Consider the following 15,791-nt stretch of genomic DNA (forward strand, 5'->3'; position numbering starts at 1 on the left):
TATCTGTTTTTCTGCATTACTGCTTTCGTCAGTAGTGGTGGGTCTGACAAGACTTGAACTTGTGACCCCACGCTTATCAAGCGTGTGCTCTAACCAACTGAGCTACAGACCCTCAGATACATCGTCATGAAGAACAACTTGTTGTGGATTCTTACCAATCGTCAATCTTTCGTTAAGGAGGTGATCCAGCCGCAGGTTCCCCTACGGCTACCTTGTTACGACTTCACCCCAGTCATCGGCCACACCGTGGTAAGCGTCCTCCTTGCGGTTAGACTACCTACTTCTGGTGCAACAAACTCCCATGGTGTGACGGGCGGTGTGTACAAGGCCCGGGAACGTATTCACCGCGGCATTCTGATCCGCGATTACTAGCGATTCCGACTTCATGGAGTCGAGTTGCAGACTCCAATCCGGACTACGATCGGCTTTTTGAGATTAGCATCACATCGCTGTGTAGCAACCCTTTGTACCGACCATTGTAGCACGTGTGTAGCCCTGGCCGTAAGGGCCATGATGACTTGACGTCGTCCCCGCCTTCCTCCAGTTTGTCACTGGCAGTATCCTTAAAGTTCCCACCCGAAGTGCTGGCAAATAAGGAAAAGGGTTGCGCTCGTTGCGGGACTTAACCCAACATCTCACGACACGAGCTGACGACAGCCATGCAGCACCTGTATCAGAGTTCCCGAAGGCACCAATCCATCTCTGGAAAGTTCTCTGTATGTCAAGGCCAGGTAAGGTTCTTCGCGTTGCATCGAATTAAACCACATGCTCCACCGCTTGTGCGGGCCCCCGTCAATTCATTTGAGTTTTAGTCTTGCGACCGTACTCCCCAGGCGGTCTACTTATCGCGTTAGCTGCGCCACTAAAGCCTCAAGGGCCCCAACGGCTAGTAGACATCGTTTACGGCATGGACTACCAGGGTATCTAATCCTGTTTGCTCCCCATGCTTTCGTACCTCAGCGTCAGTATTAGGCCAGATGGCTGCCTTCGCCATCGGTATTCCTCCAGATCTCTACGCATTTCACCGCTACACCTGGAATTCTACCATCCTCTCCCATACTCTAGCCAACCAGTATCGAATGCAATTCCCAAGTTAAGCTCGGGGATTTCACATTTGACTTAATTGGCCGCCTACGCACGCTTTACGCCCAGTAAATCCGATTAACGCTCGCACCCTCTGTATTACCGCGGCTGCTGGCACAGAGTTAGCCGGTGCTTATTCTGCGAGTAACGTCCACTATCCTAAAGTATTAATCTAGGTAGCCTCCTCCTCGCTTAAAGTGCTTTACAACCAAAAGGCCTTCTTCACACACGCGGCATGGCTGGATCAGGGTTCCCCCCATTGTCCAATATTCCCCACTGCTGCCTCCCGTAGGAGTCTGGGCCGTGTCTCAGTCCCAGTGTGGCGGATCATCCTCTCAGACCCGCTACAGATCGTCGCCTTGGTAGGCCTTTACCCTACCAACTAGCTAATCCGACTTAGGCTCATCTATTAGCGCAAGGCCCAAAGGTCCCCTGCTTTCTCCCGTAGGACGTATGCGGTATTAGCGCTCCTTTCGGAACGTTGTCCCCCACTAATAGGCAGATTCCTAAGCATTACTCACCCGTCCGCCGCTGAATCCAGTAGCAAGCTACCTTCATCCGCTCGACTTGCATGTGTTAAGCCTGCCGCCAGCGTTCAATCTGAGCCATGATCAAACTCTTCAGTTAAAATCATTTGTACCTTATTTATAGACAAGGTACCAATTCTGGCTCATTAATCTTCTGACTAAAAATTTACTCAAATAAACTTCGAGAAATTTCTACCATTCAATCAATGAAAATTATTTCGATCGATCAACCAGTAAAAATCCACACAAGTTGTTCTTCATACTCTCTTAATGATCTTTCTGCTCTTCGTCAGAGACAGAATTAACGCAAATAAGAACCACTACCTTCACCCTTTAGTGAAGATCTTTGTCTTAATCGCGTCGGGATGCAGCGTATTCTATACAGTTTTTAAAACCTTGCAACCCCTATTTCATCACCCTCTTAACGAGTGTCTATTTTTTAAACTAAAAAGTAATTTTAAACTTTTAAATCTAACTCACCTTAAATAGCTCTTAACCAGATTTCTTTCAACTCAAAATAAAGTAGCAATCAATTTAGTGAGTAGTGACCATTTCCTTATTATTAAAAAACTATTTTCTTAATTTCTTACTTAATTATAGCTAATAGTCATTAGGAAATAGCTTTTTACAGCTGATTTTTGTCATAGTTTTACATTTCTCTCTCGCCAATATACATGAAAGTATGTAGCCGCCTTATGCTTTTATATAGGACCTTTTAATTGTTATGAGTATTTAATTTTTTATCTCCTTTATCGCCTGAGTTTTATTCTATGGATATACCAGTAGCTTTTGTATAAGTGTTGACTTACACATATCTAGTATATTGGTTATTTATTAGTTTTGACTTCCTTACTTACAGGATACTGTTAATCCAAACTAAATAATTAATAAATTTTATTTTTAATCCCAAGTTTTTTAATCTACTTTAATTTATAAATACAACTGTTTTAATCTGATTTAATTATTAATTAAACTAAATTAGTCGGAATTATAAAATTCTTAATCTAACCATTTTAGTAAACTTTATTTTTATTAAATAAAAAATTATTTTTTTATTTTCAAATTATTGATTTATAATTATTTAATAATATATTTTTATTTTAACTGTTTTAAGTATTTATTTTTTGTTTTTATTTGGTTAATAATATAGACAGGTATTTAAATAGGCTTATTTCCATGAGCTTAACTCCCAAAAATTTTAACCAGCGTATAGTTAGAGAAATTACACTTATTTTAATAATCAAGATTGTAATTTTAATTACTATTAAGAATATCTGGTTCGATTCTCCAACAATTCCCAAGAACTTTGACACTCAAGTTGCCGAGCATATTGCCGGTACTCCCTCTCAATTTAAGGAGACACGTTGATGATTTCAGAAAGCGTGGTCGATCTCTCGCGGTTTCAGTTTGCCATGACCGCGTTGTATCACTTTATATTTGTACCTCTTACTCTTGGTTTAGCTTTTATTCTTGCCATTATGGAAACCACCTATGTGATTTCTGGCAAAGAAATTTATAAGGATATGACCAAATTCTGGGGAAAACTTTTTGGTATTAACTTTGCCTTAGGTGTAACGACAGGCTTAACCATGGAGTTCCAGTTTGGTACAAACTGGGCGTACTATTCACATTATGTCGGTGATATTTTTGGTGCGCCACTTGCTATTGAAGGTCTGATGGCATTTTTCCTTGAATCGACGTTTATCGGTCTGTTTTTCTTCGGCTGGGACCGACTTTCCAAAGTTCAGCATTTGAGCGTGACCTGGCTGGTGGCGCTCGGTTCCAACATGTCGGCACTTTGGATTTTAGTCGCCAATGGCTGGATGCAGAACCCGGTAGGCGCAGCGTTCAACTTTGAAACCATGCGTATGGAGCTGGTTGATTTCGGCGCACTAATTTTCAACCCTGTAGCCCAGGTTAAGTTTGTTCATACCGTATCGTCAGGTTATGTGACTGGTGCGGTTTTCGTTTTAGCCATCTCAAGCTACTACTTGCTCAAAAAACGTGATCTGCCTTTTGCACGGCGCTCTTTCGCCATTGCTGCAATCTTTGGTCTAGCCTCTACACTTTCAGTGATTCTGCTTGGCGATGAGTCAGGTTATGAACTTGGCGATGTACAAAAAACCAAATTAGCTGCAATTGAAGCAGAATGGGAAACTCATCCGGCACCTGCTCCATTTACACTATTTGGTATTCCAAATCAGGAAGAAGAGCGTACTGACTATGCCATCAAAATTCCATATGTGATGGGTATTATTGCAACACGTTCTCTTGATAAAGAAGTAACAGGTCTGAAGGATCTCATGGTTCAACATGAGCTTCGTATCCGTAATGGTATGACTGCATATGCTGAACTTGAAAAACTTCGTGCAGGTGACCGTTCTCCAGAACTCATGGCTTCATTTACAGAAAACCAGAAAGACTTGGGTTACGGACTGCTTCTGAAAAAATATTCACCCAATATTGTAGATGCTTCTGAAGAGCACATCAAAGCAGCAACCAAGGATACAATTCCCAACGTTACTGCCCTGTTCTTCTCGTTCCGTGCCATGGTTGCATCAGGTTTCCTCATGCTACTTCTATTTATTCTTGCAACTTATGCAGTGGCTAAACGCAATGCAGAAAACAAACCTTGGTTGCTTAAATTTGCTCTTTACGGCCTGCCACTGCCTTGGATTGCTACACAAACTGGCTGGTATGTGGCTGAAGGTGGCCGCCAACCGTGGACAATTGGTGAAGTTCTACCTACACACCTCTCTGCTTCAAGCTTAAGCACTGGAGACATTTGGGGTTCAATCCTGGCACTTGCAGCATTCTATACCGTACTTTTAATTATCGAAATGTACTTGATGATTAAATTTGCTCGCTTAGGCCCAAGTTCTTTACATACTGGCAAATACCATTTTGAAAAATCAAATGCCGAGCAAGATGATATTGTTCTTCCACAACACGTATCTGGAGAGGCCCAATCATGATTGAATACGAACTCCTCAAAATAATCTGGTGGGTTTTGGTTGGTGTGCTGCTGATTGGCTTTGCGCTCACCGATGGCTTTGATATGGGCTCCATGGCAATTATGCCATTTGTAGGTAAAAATGATGAAGAACGTCGTGCAGCAATCAATACCATTGCTCCTCACTGGGACGGCAATCAGGTCTGGTTCATTACAGCTGGCGGTGCACTCTTTGCTGCATGGCCAATGGTATATGCAACAGCCTTCTCGGGCATGTACTGGGCATTATTACTCGTACTGTTCGCTCTTTTCTTAAGACCTGTTGGTTTTGACTACCGCTCTAAACTTGAGAATAAAAAATGGCGTAACTCTTGGGACTGGGGTCTAGCTGTTGGTGGTGCAGTTCCTGCTTTAGTTTTCGGTGTTGCCTTCGGTAATATGTTCCTGGGCGTACCATTTACTTTAGATGAAACCGTACGTTCAACTTATACTGGTAGCTTCTTTGCCCTACTTAACCCATTTGCACTAGTTTGCGGTATCGTCAGCTTATCTATGCTAAGTGCGCATGGCGGTGCCTGGTTAATGCTTCGTACTGATGGCGACTTGCATGCACGCTCTGCTAAAGCAACTCAATTGATGGGCGTAGTATTCTTAGTCTGCTTCTTGGGCGCTGGAGCATGGTTATATTTCGGTAATATTGAAGGCTATACTTTAGCTCAACCATTTGACACTAACGCTGTAGCAAACCCTCTTGCCAAAGAAGTGATTACCAATGGCAACCATGGCTGGATGAATAACTACTCAATTTATCCAATCACCATGATGGCACCGATCATGGCAATCTTGGGAAGCCTGATTGTGATTGTAGCTGCTGCGAAAGCCAAAGCTGGTTTAAGCTTCCTGGGCACATCCTTCATGGTGATTGGTGCCATTTTAACAGCTGGTTTTGCGTTGTTCCCATTCCTTATGCCTTCAAGCATCAACCCTGTCGCTAGCTTGACCATGTGGGATGCAGTATCAAGTAAAAATACACTCACTGTAATGACTGTTGCAGCCTGTATTTTTGTTCCAATTATTTTGTGTTACACCACCTGGTGTTATTACAAAATGTGGGGCGTGATTACCAACAAACACATCAAAGCCAATTCACACAGCTTGTACTAAGTTTTATCAGGAGAATGCTTATGTGGTATTTCGCGTGGATTTTAGGAATCTTGATGGCCTGTTTTGCAGGTGTGCTCAGCGCGCTCTATATCGAACATCATCAAAATCTGGATGAGGAGTAATAGCATGGCTGTAGTAATGACAACATCAATGAGGCTTACCGTTCATCGTTTGATTATGGCTGTTTCTTTCCTGTTGGCATTGCCACTTGCAGCCATTATGCTGATCCATCCTGCACTTATGCTGGATCAGCATGGTCAGTATAACCATCGTATGATCATGCTGATTATGTTAGGAATTTCAGGGGGATTTATTTATGGCGTAGGGTTTGTGCCCCGTTTTTGGTTATGGAAATGGTTGTTTAGCCCAGTTATCGCTTGGCCCCTTATGCTACTAGGCTATTATATCTGGCTGCTTCAGTAGTAAATTCTTATTTTAAAAAGGCCTCATCTTGAGGTCTTTTTTATTGCGCCTGTTCGGCTATCCAATTCATAAAACTTTGCCGCTCTGCTTTAGAAGCTTTTTTCCAGAGTTCAATTAACTGCTGATCTGTTTGAGTGTTTCTACTGGTCATAGCAGTTTTTACTGTATCTACAATTGAAGCAGTATAAGTAGGCTCAGGCTGATGAACTGATGGCTTTATCTGCTTTTGGGTCAAATCAAAACTGCGTCCTAGCAAACCGCTACCTAACCAAGGTTTAGCTTCAGTATTTGCACCGGTCTGTTGCACGACCAGTTCATTTTTGCTGTTATATAAAGCCACTGTTGGCTGAGCTGCATATATTTTTGCTGCTTCAAAAGACTGGGGTGGATTTACCAATGCCAAAGTATAAGTTTCACCATCTTTTAGATCTGGTGTCTGAACGGTTACCACACCTGATTTCAGAATGTCATGTTCGCCATTTAAATGTTGAAAGAACTGCCTATAGCGTATGCTTAAACTTGCCTTGCCTGCATCAATTTCATACGTACTTTCTTGTGAACGTAGAAAGTTATTTTTTACTTCCTGATCATTTACTGCCAATACATCAATAACTTCTGGCGCTGCAATAGTTACTGCAGCATATGCGACATTTCCTAGTGAAAATATTAAAGCTGCAATGAACAACCTTGAAAGCATAATAGGTACTCTACATGTTATATCTAAATTCTAGCTGCACTATGCTATGCATTTATGACTATTTTATGACATCTTGAACCTTAGATTTTAATTTTGATTAAATTATTAAATGCTAAGTTTTTCTTTTAATTTATTAAGAATGATCTATATGTTTAAAATAAAAAAAGAGTACCTACAGGTACTCTTTTTCAATTTTAGAAAGTTTAGTTAAATGTCTTAAAGCGTGCTGCGTCATCCATAAAAGTTTTTTCACCTGCCGGAGCCTCAATTGAACCAAATACCAGTTGAGCGCGTAATTTCCAGCTTGCCGGAATACCAAAAGTTTGGGCGACTTCTTCATCTACAATTGGATTATAATGCTGTAGTGAAGCTCCAATACCCTGTTCAGATAAAGCCGTCCAGACAGCAAACTGCGCAATTGCAGTAGAATGTTCTGACCACACTGGAAAATTATCTGCATAGGCGGCAAATTGTTCCTGCAAGCCTTTAACTACATCCTGATCTTCATAAAATAAAACTGTGCCATAACCTGCTGCAAAACTGCTGATTTTCCCATCAGTTGCTGCAAATGCTTCAGCCGGTACGATTTTACGTAAAGTCTCGCGTACAATTTCCCAGAATTTGGTATGAGATTCGCCAAACAGAATCGCAGCACGGGAAGACTGTGAGTTGAATGAAGATGGACTGTGCTTGATTGCCTCACGAATTGTTTCTTCGATTTTTGCCTGGTTTACGTTGACATTATTACCAATTGCATAAATTGTACGACGATTTTTAACGTGATTCATAAATGACATAATTTTAGTCCTTTCTGTACTTTAAAGACAGATAATCTGTTGTTTGTTAAAATCAGTTTATAAGAATCCGGGAATAACGTCAGCCTTAAATCAATAACATAGTGTTTTATTTTTGGAACAATACTTTAAAAATTTCTTAAATTTCTTTATTTCTGACTCTAAAATAAAGCAGATTTATTATTTTATACTTTAAAAAATGAAGAACTCCGCATTTAGCGGAGTTCTTTAAGATATAAGCCAGATCACTTATCAGTTTCAAATAAAGCAGCAACAAAAGCTTTGGCAGAGAATGGACGCAAGTCATCAATTTTTTCGCCTACCCCGATAAATCGGATTGGTACATGAGTACGACTTGCAATATTAAACAGCACACCACCTTTAGCAGTACCATCAAGTTTGGTAATAGTTAAACCGGTTAAACCAACAGCTTCATCAAACATTTGCACCTGATTAATAGCATTCTGGCCTGTACCAGCATCAACAACCAGCATAATTTCATGTGGAGCTGTCGCATCAATTTTCTGCATAACACGCTTAACTTTTTTAAGCTCTTCCATCAAATTACTTTTATTGTGCAAACGTCCTGCAGTATCGGCGATTAGCACATCAATTCCTTTAGCACGAGCACTTTCGAAAGCATCAAAAATAACTGATGCACTATCGGCACCGTGTCCCTGCGCAACCACCTGAACATCATTACGCTCCCCCCAGATTTGCAACTGTTCAGTTGCAGCCGCACGGAAAGTATCGCCCGCAGCCAGCATAACTTTCTTGCCTTCTCCCTGTAAGCGCTTAGCCAGCTTACCAATCGTGGTGGTTTTACCTACACCATTTACACCTACCACTAAAATCACATAAGGATTTTTATTCGGGTCAATATGTAAGGGTTTAACACGCGGCGCAAGCAAGGCAACCAGTTCTTCTTGTAAAGCTTTATAAAGTGAATGTGAGTAAATCAAATCACCCCGAGCAGTCCGCTCAGTCAAATTATTAATAATTGTCTTGGTTGCTTCTACACCAATATCGGCAACCAGTAATTGCTCTTCAACCTCTTCAAGCAACTCATCATCAATTTCCTTACCCCCGATCAGGATATTGACCATTCCATCTGCCAAGTTCTTACGGGTTTTAGTCAGCCCCTGTTTCATCCGGCTAAAAAAACTGCCTTTAGATTTCTCTTCATCTGCCTCTACACTCTGAATACTGGCAGTGACAGGTTGTTCTTGTTTTGGAGTATCAATAATGGGAACGTCAACAGCAGGTAAGCTAGGTAAAGTGACATCGTCATCCCCGATATCAGAATCAATCAAGAATTTATTTTGCACATTAGATTGCTGTTGCATGCCGATTCCTTGAAAAGCATCGCGTTAAAAAAGAAAGAGTTTAGCATAGATTCCTGACCGCGCATGATGCTTAGGCTAAGTCTCAACCAAAACTCAACAACTATGGCTTGCGTTAAAGCCCTGTTTTTTGAACAATAGAACAAAATTATACATACTTGACCGGAAATAATAGTGTCTCAAGTTACACGACAGTTCAAAAAACATCTTAAATCTATCTCTCCTTTTCTTTTTATATCTTTAAGCATTATGGCTGGTACAGTGGTGATATCTACAACCCTACAGGCTCAAACCACGACTGAACTTTCCAGAACAACTGTAGAAACCTCATTAAGCAACGGTTTAAAAGTTATTATTCGAGAGGACCATCGTTCACCTGTAGTAATGACCCAAATCTGGTATGGGGTCGGCAGTAGTGATGAGTCTGGTAATCTGCTAGGTATATCACATGCTTTAGAACATATGATGTTTAAGGGAACAACCAAAGTACCTCATAATGAGTTTACCCGTTTAAGCCGCATTTATGGCGGTAGTGTTAATGCCTCAACCTTTACCAATTATACCAACTATTATCAGCTTTATCCGAAAAGCTATTTACCACTCGCACTGGAACTTGAAGCTGACCGTATGACTAACCTGGTGCTTAAACAGGAAGACTTTGAGCCAGAAATTAAAGTCATCATGGAAGAGCGCCGGTTACGTACTGATGATAATCCACGAACTTTGGCTTTTGAACGATTTAAATGGATTACCTATCCTACAAGTCATTATCGCCAGCCCGTAATTGGCTATATGAAAAATCTGCAGAATATTCAGTTAAATGACCTGAAGAACTGGTATCACAACTGGTATACCCCTAACAATGCTATTTTAATTATAGTGGGCGATGTAAATGTGGAAGCAACTTTAAAGCAGGTAGAAAAATATTTTGGGTCAATTCCTGCACGTAAAACACCAGAACGTAATGATGTCATCGAATTTGACCGCCCAGGTTATCGACATATGGAGCTTTCTCTTCCGGTCCAAATTAATAACCTGTATATGGCTTGGAATGTCCGTTCATTAAAAACTGCCAAAAATCCTCAGGATGCCTATGCCCTTACCATTATTCAGTCCCTACTTGATGGCAGTATTTCTTCACGTTTACAGAACCGGCTGGTAAGGGATAAAAAAATACTGACTGCTGTCAGTGCAAGTTATGATCCTTATAACCGCGGAGATACTCTTTTTAATATTACAGCCTTACCTGCAGATGGAGTCAGTTTCCAAGAGGCACAAGAAGCCATACAGAAAGAACTGGATCAGCTCAAAACTGAGGCGGTGAATTCCAATGAACTGGAACGTGTAATTACACAATTCGTATCTAGTTTAATTTACAGTCAAGATGATATCGCTGGGCAAGCTAAAATGATCGGGAATCTGGAGATTAATGGCTTAAGTTATCGCTTACTGGATAAACTGCCACAGCACTATGAAACAGTGACGCCACAAGATATACAGCGAGTTGCAAATGCCTATTTTGTCCGTGAAAATCTGAGTACGCTTTATTTATCTCCGCTTCCTCAAGATTCAAAATAAAGAAAGGATTGCTATGATTCATCTACGTATGCCTTTATTAATGGCCAGCCTTTCTCTAAGTTTGTCGGCAATTGCTGAAGTCAATTTACAGGAAGCTGACTTTGAGCAGGATAATAGTAAACTATATTCTCTTTCTACCTTACAAAGCTTACGCAGCATTTCTAAGAAGCAGGAATATCAGGCACCTTATGTACATGATCTGACAAATCGCTATAAGGTCCGTAGTCTGTTCGTCGAATCACAAGATTTACCTATCATAGATATACAACTCACCTTTAATGCAGGTTCGGCAAGAGATGAAAGTATAGAAAAAGGATTATACGGATTAGCAAATATGACAGCTAATCTGCTAGATGAAGGCACAGAGTTTTATACTGCGCAAGAGGTTGCAAATACTTTTGAGCGTCTTGGTGCGCAGTTCAGTATAAATGCCTATCGCGATATGTTTATTGTACGCTTGCGGGTTTTATCAGATCCAAAAAAGCTTGAACCAGCTTTAGCAATGATGATTCATCTATTGAATCACTCCAGTTTTAATAATTCAGGCATTAAGCTGATTTTAAACAATACCCAGGCAGGTCAGAAACAGGTTCAAGAGAATCCAGGCAGAATGCGGGATGTACGTTTCTATCGGAGTTTGTATGGGACTCATCCTTATGCAGAACCCACTCCAGGTACCCAGCGTAGTATTAGTAAAATCACCACTAAACACCTGAGAGCTTTTAGAGACACTTTTTTAGTAGCACAGAATATGAATATTGCTATTACGGGTAAACTCAATCAGCGGGAAGCGCTTAAACTTTCTGAACGTATTGCAGGAAATTTACCACAAGGTCAAAGAGCTCCAACACTTCCTGTTCCGGAAGAGCACAACGGTTTTAATATTCAACATATTCCATTTAATTCATCACAGGCTCATGTCAGCATGGGCCAACTGGGCATTACCCGTTTTGATCCAGACAGACTCGCCCTAGAAGTTGCTAACCAGATGCTGGGAGGAAGCGGCTTTAACTCGCTACTGATGCGTGAGTTAAGGGTAAAACGTGGTTATACCTATGGCGCTTATAGCACAATAAACTCAACTCAAGCCCGTGGTGTCTTTAATATTAGCTACTCCACCCGTCAAGACCAGCTGCTAGACAGTATCCGGGTTGCGCACAAAACGCTGCTTGATTTTGTTCAACAGCCACTTGACCAGAAACAGCTAGAAGAAACTAAAGCAGGCATATTACGCGCATTTCCAATGAATTTCAGCAGTAATGCCAGCATGAATGCACAGTTAGGTGCTATCGGGTTTTATGGTCTACCTGCCAATTATCTGACTCAATATTCCAAACAGCTGGCTAATCTGACCACCAAGGATGTAGAAAAGGCCGTAAAATTACATTTAAATCCTGAAAATCTGACTTTAGTTATTGTGAGTGAAACCTTGGACAAACAGGCTATACAGAGCATTTTAGAGCAAAACCTGAATTCACAGATAACATCGCCTGCGGCTTCTAAACCTATACCTAGCGCAAATCCTCTGCCGCCTGTGCCGGATAATGCTTCACCTGTGTCTGTTCAAACTGATACGCCCGCATCAATTTAAGATAATAGATGCGCTGAATCTTTTTAGTTTGTAATAGTTCAAGAGCCATTTTCTGAGTTTTGGGATGAACAGCCTGTTTTGAAAGTATTAAAATATTTTGATATTGGTTGGTGGCAACAGGTCGAGATAGACCAATACAAACCATTAAAAAAATTAGGCCCATAACAAGCAGTACAAAAATATCATAGATACGATCTAGTGTTAGAACTGCTTTAATTTTCTGGAAACTATGTGGGAATATGAGCATAACCTACCTCGAATAACAGGTAGTTTAAAGTGCTCGCAGGTAAAAGTACAAGTAAAGTGGTCTAATAATAGCGCAAGCTGTATATTATTAGACCGGTTCACTATTTGCATATCAATGCTCAGTAAAAGACTACCCGGATTACCGTGTAGTAGAGCACAGCAGCAACAATCGCCATTACTACAAATATTGCAAAAATACCGACTCCACGTTCTGAATCTGCCGGATGCAGGTCGTCTTCATCTGCAATACGTAAAAGTTCTCCATTATAAATTGAGTAAAAGCGTACACGGTCATCATATTCATACTGCCGAGTAAAATCATAAACATGCTTGCGCTGTTTCAAACAAAAATTCCCCAAATGTACGTTCTGATCTAATGATGCCGCATCCAGATTACGCCGATGAGCATGTGCCAGTGCGACAATTTGCTGCTCAGTTGGAGGATAGTCAAAATGCAAACCATCAAGGGTATTATATCTTTCATTACTGACAGTTGAAGTATCCGCTATTATTGTGGAAGCCATAATTATTGTCCTCTTATTTATCTAATTTTCTTTTTCATTCTAATAAAAACATTTTTTGTTTAATGTTTAAACATGTAAGCTTGAAAAACAGAATCTTTACCCAATATGTACATTGACAAGTTAAGACTAATGTAATATTAGTTTCACATAGATTTGTTATTTTAATATTAAGACAATTTGTCTTTTATATTCGCAATCATAATTACAATAAGGAGTTTACTATGATTCAAAATATCTCTCATCATGACTTAGAACATGTGTACGCTAATGCTGTAAATACAATACAGTCTCAAATGAATTTTAGCGAGGCTGTACAGCAGCTAGAAGAAGTTGCTCGTGCAGGTCATGGTAAAGCGGCCCTTTTCCTTGCCGAGCTTTATTACCAGGGTTTCCGTGTAGAACGGGATTCCTTAAAAGCTCAGTACTGGCAAAAGATGGCCACGATGCAGGCTTAACAAAACGTCACCTAGGTGGCGTTTTTTAATACCTTAAAATAATAATTTCTTACCGAATATACCTAAAGCTTAAACTGTACTTTCATAATTAAACCTTACAATAGGCCTGACTTCGAAATTCTTATAGCCATGAATGATCATGAATACTTATAGCCAACTTCAACCTGCTTCTAAAGAACTTATAATTAAACTCTCTATTTTAAAAACAATGATGTATTGTGGTGTGGTCTGGGGCCTTTATAATGATGGCTGGGCAATCAAATCAGACCAGGAAGACTATGTCTTTCCTTTCTGGCTTAATGGTGTGCAGGCACACCGTTATGCTCAGGTACATTGGCCAAACTATACGCCACGCCGTATTACTCCGAAAGACTTTCAGAAATCACTATTACCGACATTAACTCGTCTGAATGTTACACCAGCACTATTTAACTCATCTAACCGTAAGTTTAAACTTTCTGCCAATCAGATGTGTCATTTTTTCTTTAGTGAATTAAACTGTGATGCACTTTAAAAAAGTGAATTCATAAGATAAGCTTGCTGAAACCTGTATATCTCGATATACATTTTCAGCATTTTTTAACGAGATTATTTTAAACTCTTTGCATTTTCTAAAAATCAGGCTAAGTTAAATTAAAACGATAAGTAATACCAAGGAATCATTATATGACTACTGTCTCTCAGGTTCTTCACAATAAAACAGAAAAAGCCATTTTTACTATTTCACCAGAAGCTACTGTACTTGAAGCGATTTCACTTATGGCCAACAAGGGAATCGGTGCATTAATCATAACTGATGAACAGCGTGTCGTTGGAATTTTGTCTGAGCGCGATTACACCCGTAAAGTTGCATTAATGGAACGCTCTTCCTATAACACCACAGTGAGTGAAATTATGACCAATAAGGTTTTAACCGTGGGTCTTAATAATACTGTAGAAGATTGTCTTCAACTGATGACTGACCGCCATTTGCGACATTTACCCGTGCTTGAAGACGAGCGGCTGGTAGGTTTGATTTCAATCGGTGATCTGGTCAAAGCTGCAATGGAAGACCAGCGTCTGATGATTGATCAGTTACAGCAATACATTTCAGGTTAAATTTAGAACTTTTAACAACCCTTAATTAAACAGGTATACATAAAGATACCTGTTTAATTATCTTAAAATGTAAAGATTAGAGACCCAGTTTTGCTGCCACATAATCTGAATCTTTATCACCCCGGCCAGAAAGGTTTACAATAATCCGAATCTCTTTAGGCATTTTAGGTGCCTCACGAATTGCCCATGCAACTGCATGAGAGCTTTCAAGTGCAGGTACAATCCCTTCCACGCGCGATAACGTCATAAAGGCAGCCAGACACTCCTCATCACTGGCGGTAGCGTACTCTACTCGACCAATATCCTTGAGGTAACTATGCTGTGGCCCTACTCCAGGATAATCCAGCCCTGAGGCTATAGAGTGAACAGGTAGTGGCTCACCATGCTCATCTTCCAGCACATAACAGGCCATACCATGTAGTTTGCTTGGTTTACCAAGTGTTAGAGATGCTGAATGCATAGGAGTATCTAAACCATGACCAGCCGGCTCAACTCCGACTAATTTAACATCCCGGTCATTTAAAAATGCACTAAATGCACCAATTGCATTAGAGCCGCCGCCTACACAGGCAACAATATAATCTGGATTACTTCCAAAACGCTCATGGGTTTGCTCTTTAATTTCCTTTCCAATAACAGACTGAAAATCACGGACCATTTTAGGAAATGGATGAGGACCGACAACAGAACCAATCGCATAAATAAAGTGATCAGGGTCTTTTAAATATTCTTCAAAAGCACTATCCACTGCATCTTTAAGAGTAGCAGTACCACGCGTTACTGAGACCAGTTTTGCTCCCAGAATTTTCATTTTTACAACATTTGGATGTTCTTTTTCAATATCTACCTGCCCCATGTGAATTTCACAAGGAATACCCACCAATGCACAGGCAGTTGCCAAGGCCACGCCATGTTGCCCGGCTCCAGTCTCGGCAATAACTTTGGTTTTACCCATATATTTGGCCAGTAATGCCTCACCCAGACAATGATTAATTTTATGGGCACCAGTATGGTTCAGATCTTCACGTTTCAGATAGATTTGTGCCCCGCCTAATTGATCAGACAGTCGCTTCGCATGAAATAATGGACTTGGACGGCCAACATAATGTGCAAAAAGATCAGCCAGCTCTTGCTGAAACTCTGGAGTATGGCGTATTTCTTCATAAGCCAGATTAATCTGATCCATAGCCTGTTTTAAATGTGGTGGAATAAACTGGCCCCCATATTCACCAAAGAACCCCTGTTCATCCGGTAAAGCTACGCCATTGATTTGATGATTCATAATAAGTTCCAGCTTGTATACATTTTTAAACAG

The 15,791-nt window shown here is 40.5% G+C and carries 16 protein-coding genes, 1 tRNA gene and 1 rRNA gene; 10 read left to right on the forward strand and 8 right to left on the reverse strand.

The features are described 5' to 3' along the window. Positions 1 to 35: 35 nt before the first annotated feature. Together ACRAD_RS07145 and ACRAD_RS07150 are read right to left on the reverse strand one after the other, a co-directional pair. Positions 36 to 112, reverse strand: a tRNA-Ile gene (locus ACRAD_RS07145). 61 nt (positions 113 to 173) lie between these two features. Beyond that, a 16S ribosomal RNA gene (locus ACRAD_RS07150) occupies positions 174 to 1,710 on the reverse strand. A gap of 1,076 nt (positions 1,711 to 2,786) precedes the next feature. Between ACRAD_RS07150 and cydP the strand changes: the two genes are divergently transcribed. The 5 genes from cydP to ACRAD_RS07175 are packed head-to-tail and all read left to right on the forward strand — an operon-like array spanning position 2,787 to position 6,150. After that, positions 2,787 to 2,978 carry a cytochrome oxidase putative small subunit CydP gene (gene cydP / locus ACRAD_RS07155; protein WP_005026050.1) on the forward strand — a complete coding sequence of 64 codons (192 nt, stop codon included), beginning with the start codon at positions 2,787 to 2,789 and terminating at the stop codon, positions 2,976 to 2,978. Next, complete coding sequence (locus tag ACRAD_RS07160) at positions 2,978 to 4,585, forward strand: cytochrome ubiquinol oxidase subunit I (RefSeq protein ID WP_005026052.1); 1,608 nt, start codon at positions 2,978 to 2,980, stop codon at positions 4,583 to 4,585. The genes cydP and ACRAD_RS07160 overlap by 1 nt, the downstream gene beginning before the upstream one ends. Next, positions 4,582 to 5,727: a cytochrome d ubiquinol oxidase subunit II gene (cydB, locus tag ACRAD_RS07165; RefSeq protein ID WP_005026061.1), complete on the forward strand. Its 1,146-nt coding sequence runs from the start codon at positions 4,582 to 4,584 to the stop codon at positions 5,725 to 5,727. The genes ACRAD_RS07160 and cydB overlap by 4 nt, the downstream gene beginning before the upstream one ends. A 20-nt stretch (positions 5,728 to 5,747) precedes the next feature. Continuing rightward, positions 5,748 to 5,849, forward strand: coding sequence for a cytochrome bd-I oxidase subunit CydX (gene cydX / locus ACRAD_RS07170; protein WP_000270276.1), 102 nt, complete (start codon positions 5,748 to 5,750; stop codon positions 5,847 to 5,849). Positions 5,850 to 5,853: 4 nt separating this feature from the next. Beyond that, positions 5,854 to 6,150, forward strand: coding sequence for a cyd operon YbgE family protein (locus tag ACRAD_RS07175; protein WP_005020161.1), 297 nt, complete (start codon positions 5,854 to 5,856; stop codon positions 6,148 to 6,150). A gap of 40 nt (positions 6,151 to 6,190) precedes the next feature. Here ACRAD_RS07175 and ACRAD_RS07180 read toward each other — a convergent pair whose 3' ends face one another. From ACRAD_RS07180 to ftsY, 3 genes are all read right to left on the reverse strand, one after another. Next, on the reverse strand, positions 6,191 to 6,847 hold the full coding sequence (locus ACRAD_RS07180) for a DUF2057 family protein (protein ID WP_005026064.1): 657 nt from the start codon (positions 6,845 to 6,847) through the stop codon (positions 6,191 to 6,193). Positions 6,848 to 7,050: 203 nt separating this feature from the next. Beyond that, entirely contained in the window at positions 7,051 to 7,644 is a 594-nt protein-coding gene (locus tag ACRAD_RS07185) for a nitroreductase family protein (RefSeq protein WP_005026066.1), read from the reverse strand. A gap of 242 nt (positions 7,645 to 7,886) precedes the next feature. Further along, a complete protein-coding gene (gene ftsY, locus ACRAD_RS07190) occupies positions 7,887 to 8,987 on the reverse strand; it encodes a signal recognition particle-docking protein FtsY (protein ID WP_005026067.1) in 1,101 nt (366 codons plus the stop codon). A 246-nt stretch (positions 8,988 to 9,233) separates the two neighbouring features. Between ftsY and ACRAD_RS07195 the strand changes: the two genes are divergently transcribed. Both ACRAD_RS07195 and ACRAD_RS07200 read left to right on the forward strand, forming a co-directional pair. After that, a complete protein-coding gene (locus ACRAD_RS07195; RefSeq protein WP_016801307.1) occupies positions 9,234 to 10,562 on the forward strand; it encodes a M16 family metallopeptidase in 1,329 nt (442 codons plus the stop codon). 13 nt (positions 10,563 to 10,575) lie between these two features. Beyond that, entirely contained in the window at positions 10,576 to 12,153 is a 1,578-nt protein-coding gene (locus tag ACRAD_RS07200) for a M16 family metallopeptidase (RefSeq protein ID WP_005020152.1), read from the forward strand. Here ACRAD_RS07200 and ACRAD_RS07205 read toward each other — a convergent pair. Then, positions 12,074 to 12,400: a hypothetical protein gene (locus tag ACRAD_RS07205; RefSeq protein WP_005026072.1), complete on the reverse strand. Its 327-nt coding sequence runs from the start codon at positions 12,398 to 12,400 to the stop codon at positions 12,074 to 12,076. The two genes, ACRAD_RS07200 and ACRAD_RS07205, sit on opposite strands and share 80 nt — an antisense overlap. A 118-nt stretch (positions 12,401 to 12,518) precedes the next feature. Beyond that, the gene (locus ACRAD_RS07210) at positions 12,519 to 12,923 is read right to left on the reverse strand and encodes a hypothetical protein (RefSeq protein ID WP_005020150.1); all 405 of its coding nucleotides are present in this window, start codon (positions 12,921 to 12,923) and stop codon (positions 12,519 to 12,521) included. A 221-nt stretch (positions 12,924 to 13,144) separates the two neighbouring features. Here ACRAD_RS07210 and ACRAD_RS07215 point away from each other — a divergent pair, with 221 nt between their 5' ends. The 3 genes from ACRAD_RS07215 (at position 13,145) to ACRAD_RS07225 (ending at position 14,476) form a co-directional block, all read left to right on the forward strand. Continuing rightward, positions 13,145 to 13,378 carry an SEL1-like repeat protein gene (locus tag ACRAD_RS07215; RefSeq protein WP_005020149.1) on the forward strand — a complete coding sequence of 78 codons (234 nt, stop codon included), beginning with the start codon at positions 13,145 to 13,147 and terminating at the stop codon, positions 13,376 to 13,378. A gap of 139 nt (positions 13,379 to 13,517) precedes the next feature. Further along, positions 13,518 to 13,892, forward strand: a complete 375-nt coding sequence (locus ACRAD_RS07220) for a DUF2750 domain-containing protein (RefSeq protein ID WP_005020148.1) — start codon at positions 13,518 to 13,520, stop codon at positions 13,890 to 13,892. Between the two features lie 152 nt (positions 13,893 to 14,044). Beyond that, on the forward strand, positions 14,045 to 14,476 hold the full coding sequence (locus tag ACRAD_RS07225) for a CBS domain-containing protein (RefSeq protein WP_005026075.1): 432 nt from the start codon (positions 14,045 to 14,047) through the stop codon (positions 14,474 to 14,476). Between the two features lie 76 nt (positions 14,477 to 14,552). On the opposite strand, the gene trpB is transcribed toward ACRAD_RS07225, so the two are convergent. Then, positions 14,553 to 15,758, reverse strand: coding sequence for a tryptophan synthase subunit beta (gene trpB / locus ACRAD_RS07230; protein ID WP_005020146.1), 1,206 nt, complete (start codon positions 15,756 to 15,758; stop codon positions 14,553 to 14,555). Positions 15,759 to 15,791: the final 33 nt, after the last annotated feature.

Origin of the sequence: Acinetobacter radioresistens DSM 6976 = NBRC 102413 = CIP 103788 (genome assembly GCF_006757745.1) — a bacterium.
GTDB classification, from domain to species: domain Bacteria; phylum Pseudomonadota; class Gammaproteobacteria; order Pseudomonadales; family Moraxellaceae; genus Acinetobacter; species Acinetobacter radioresistens.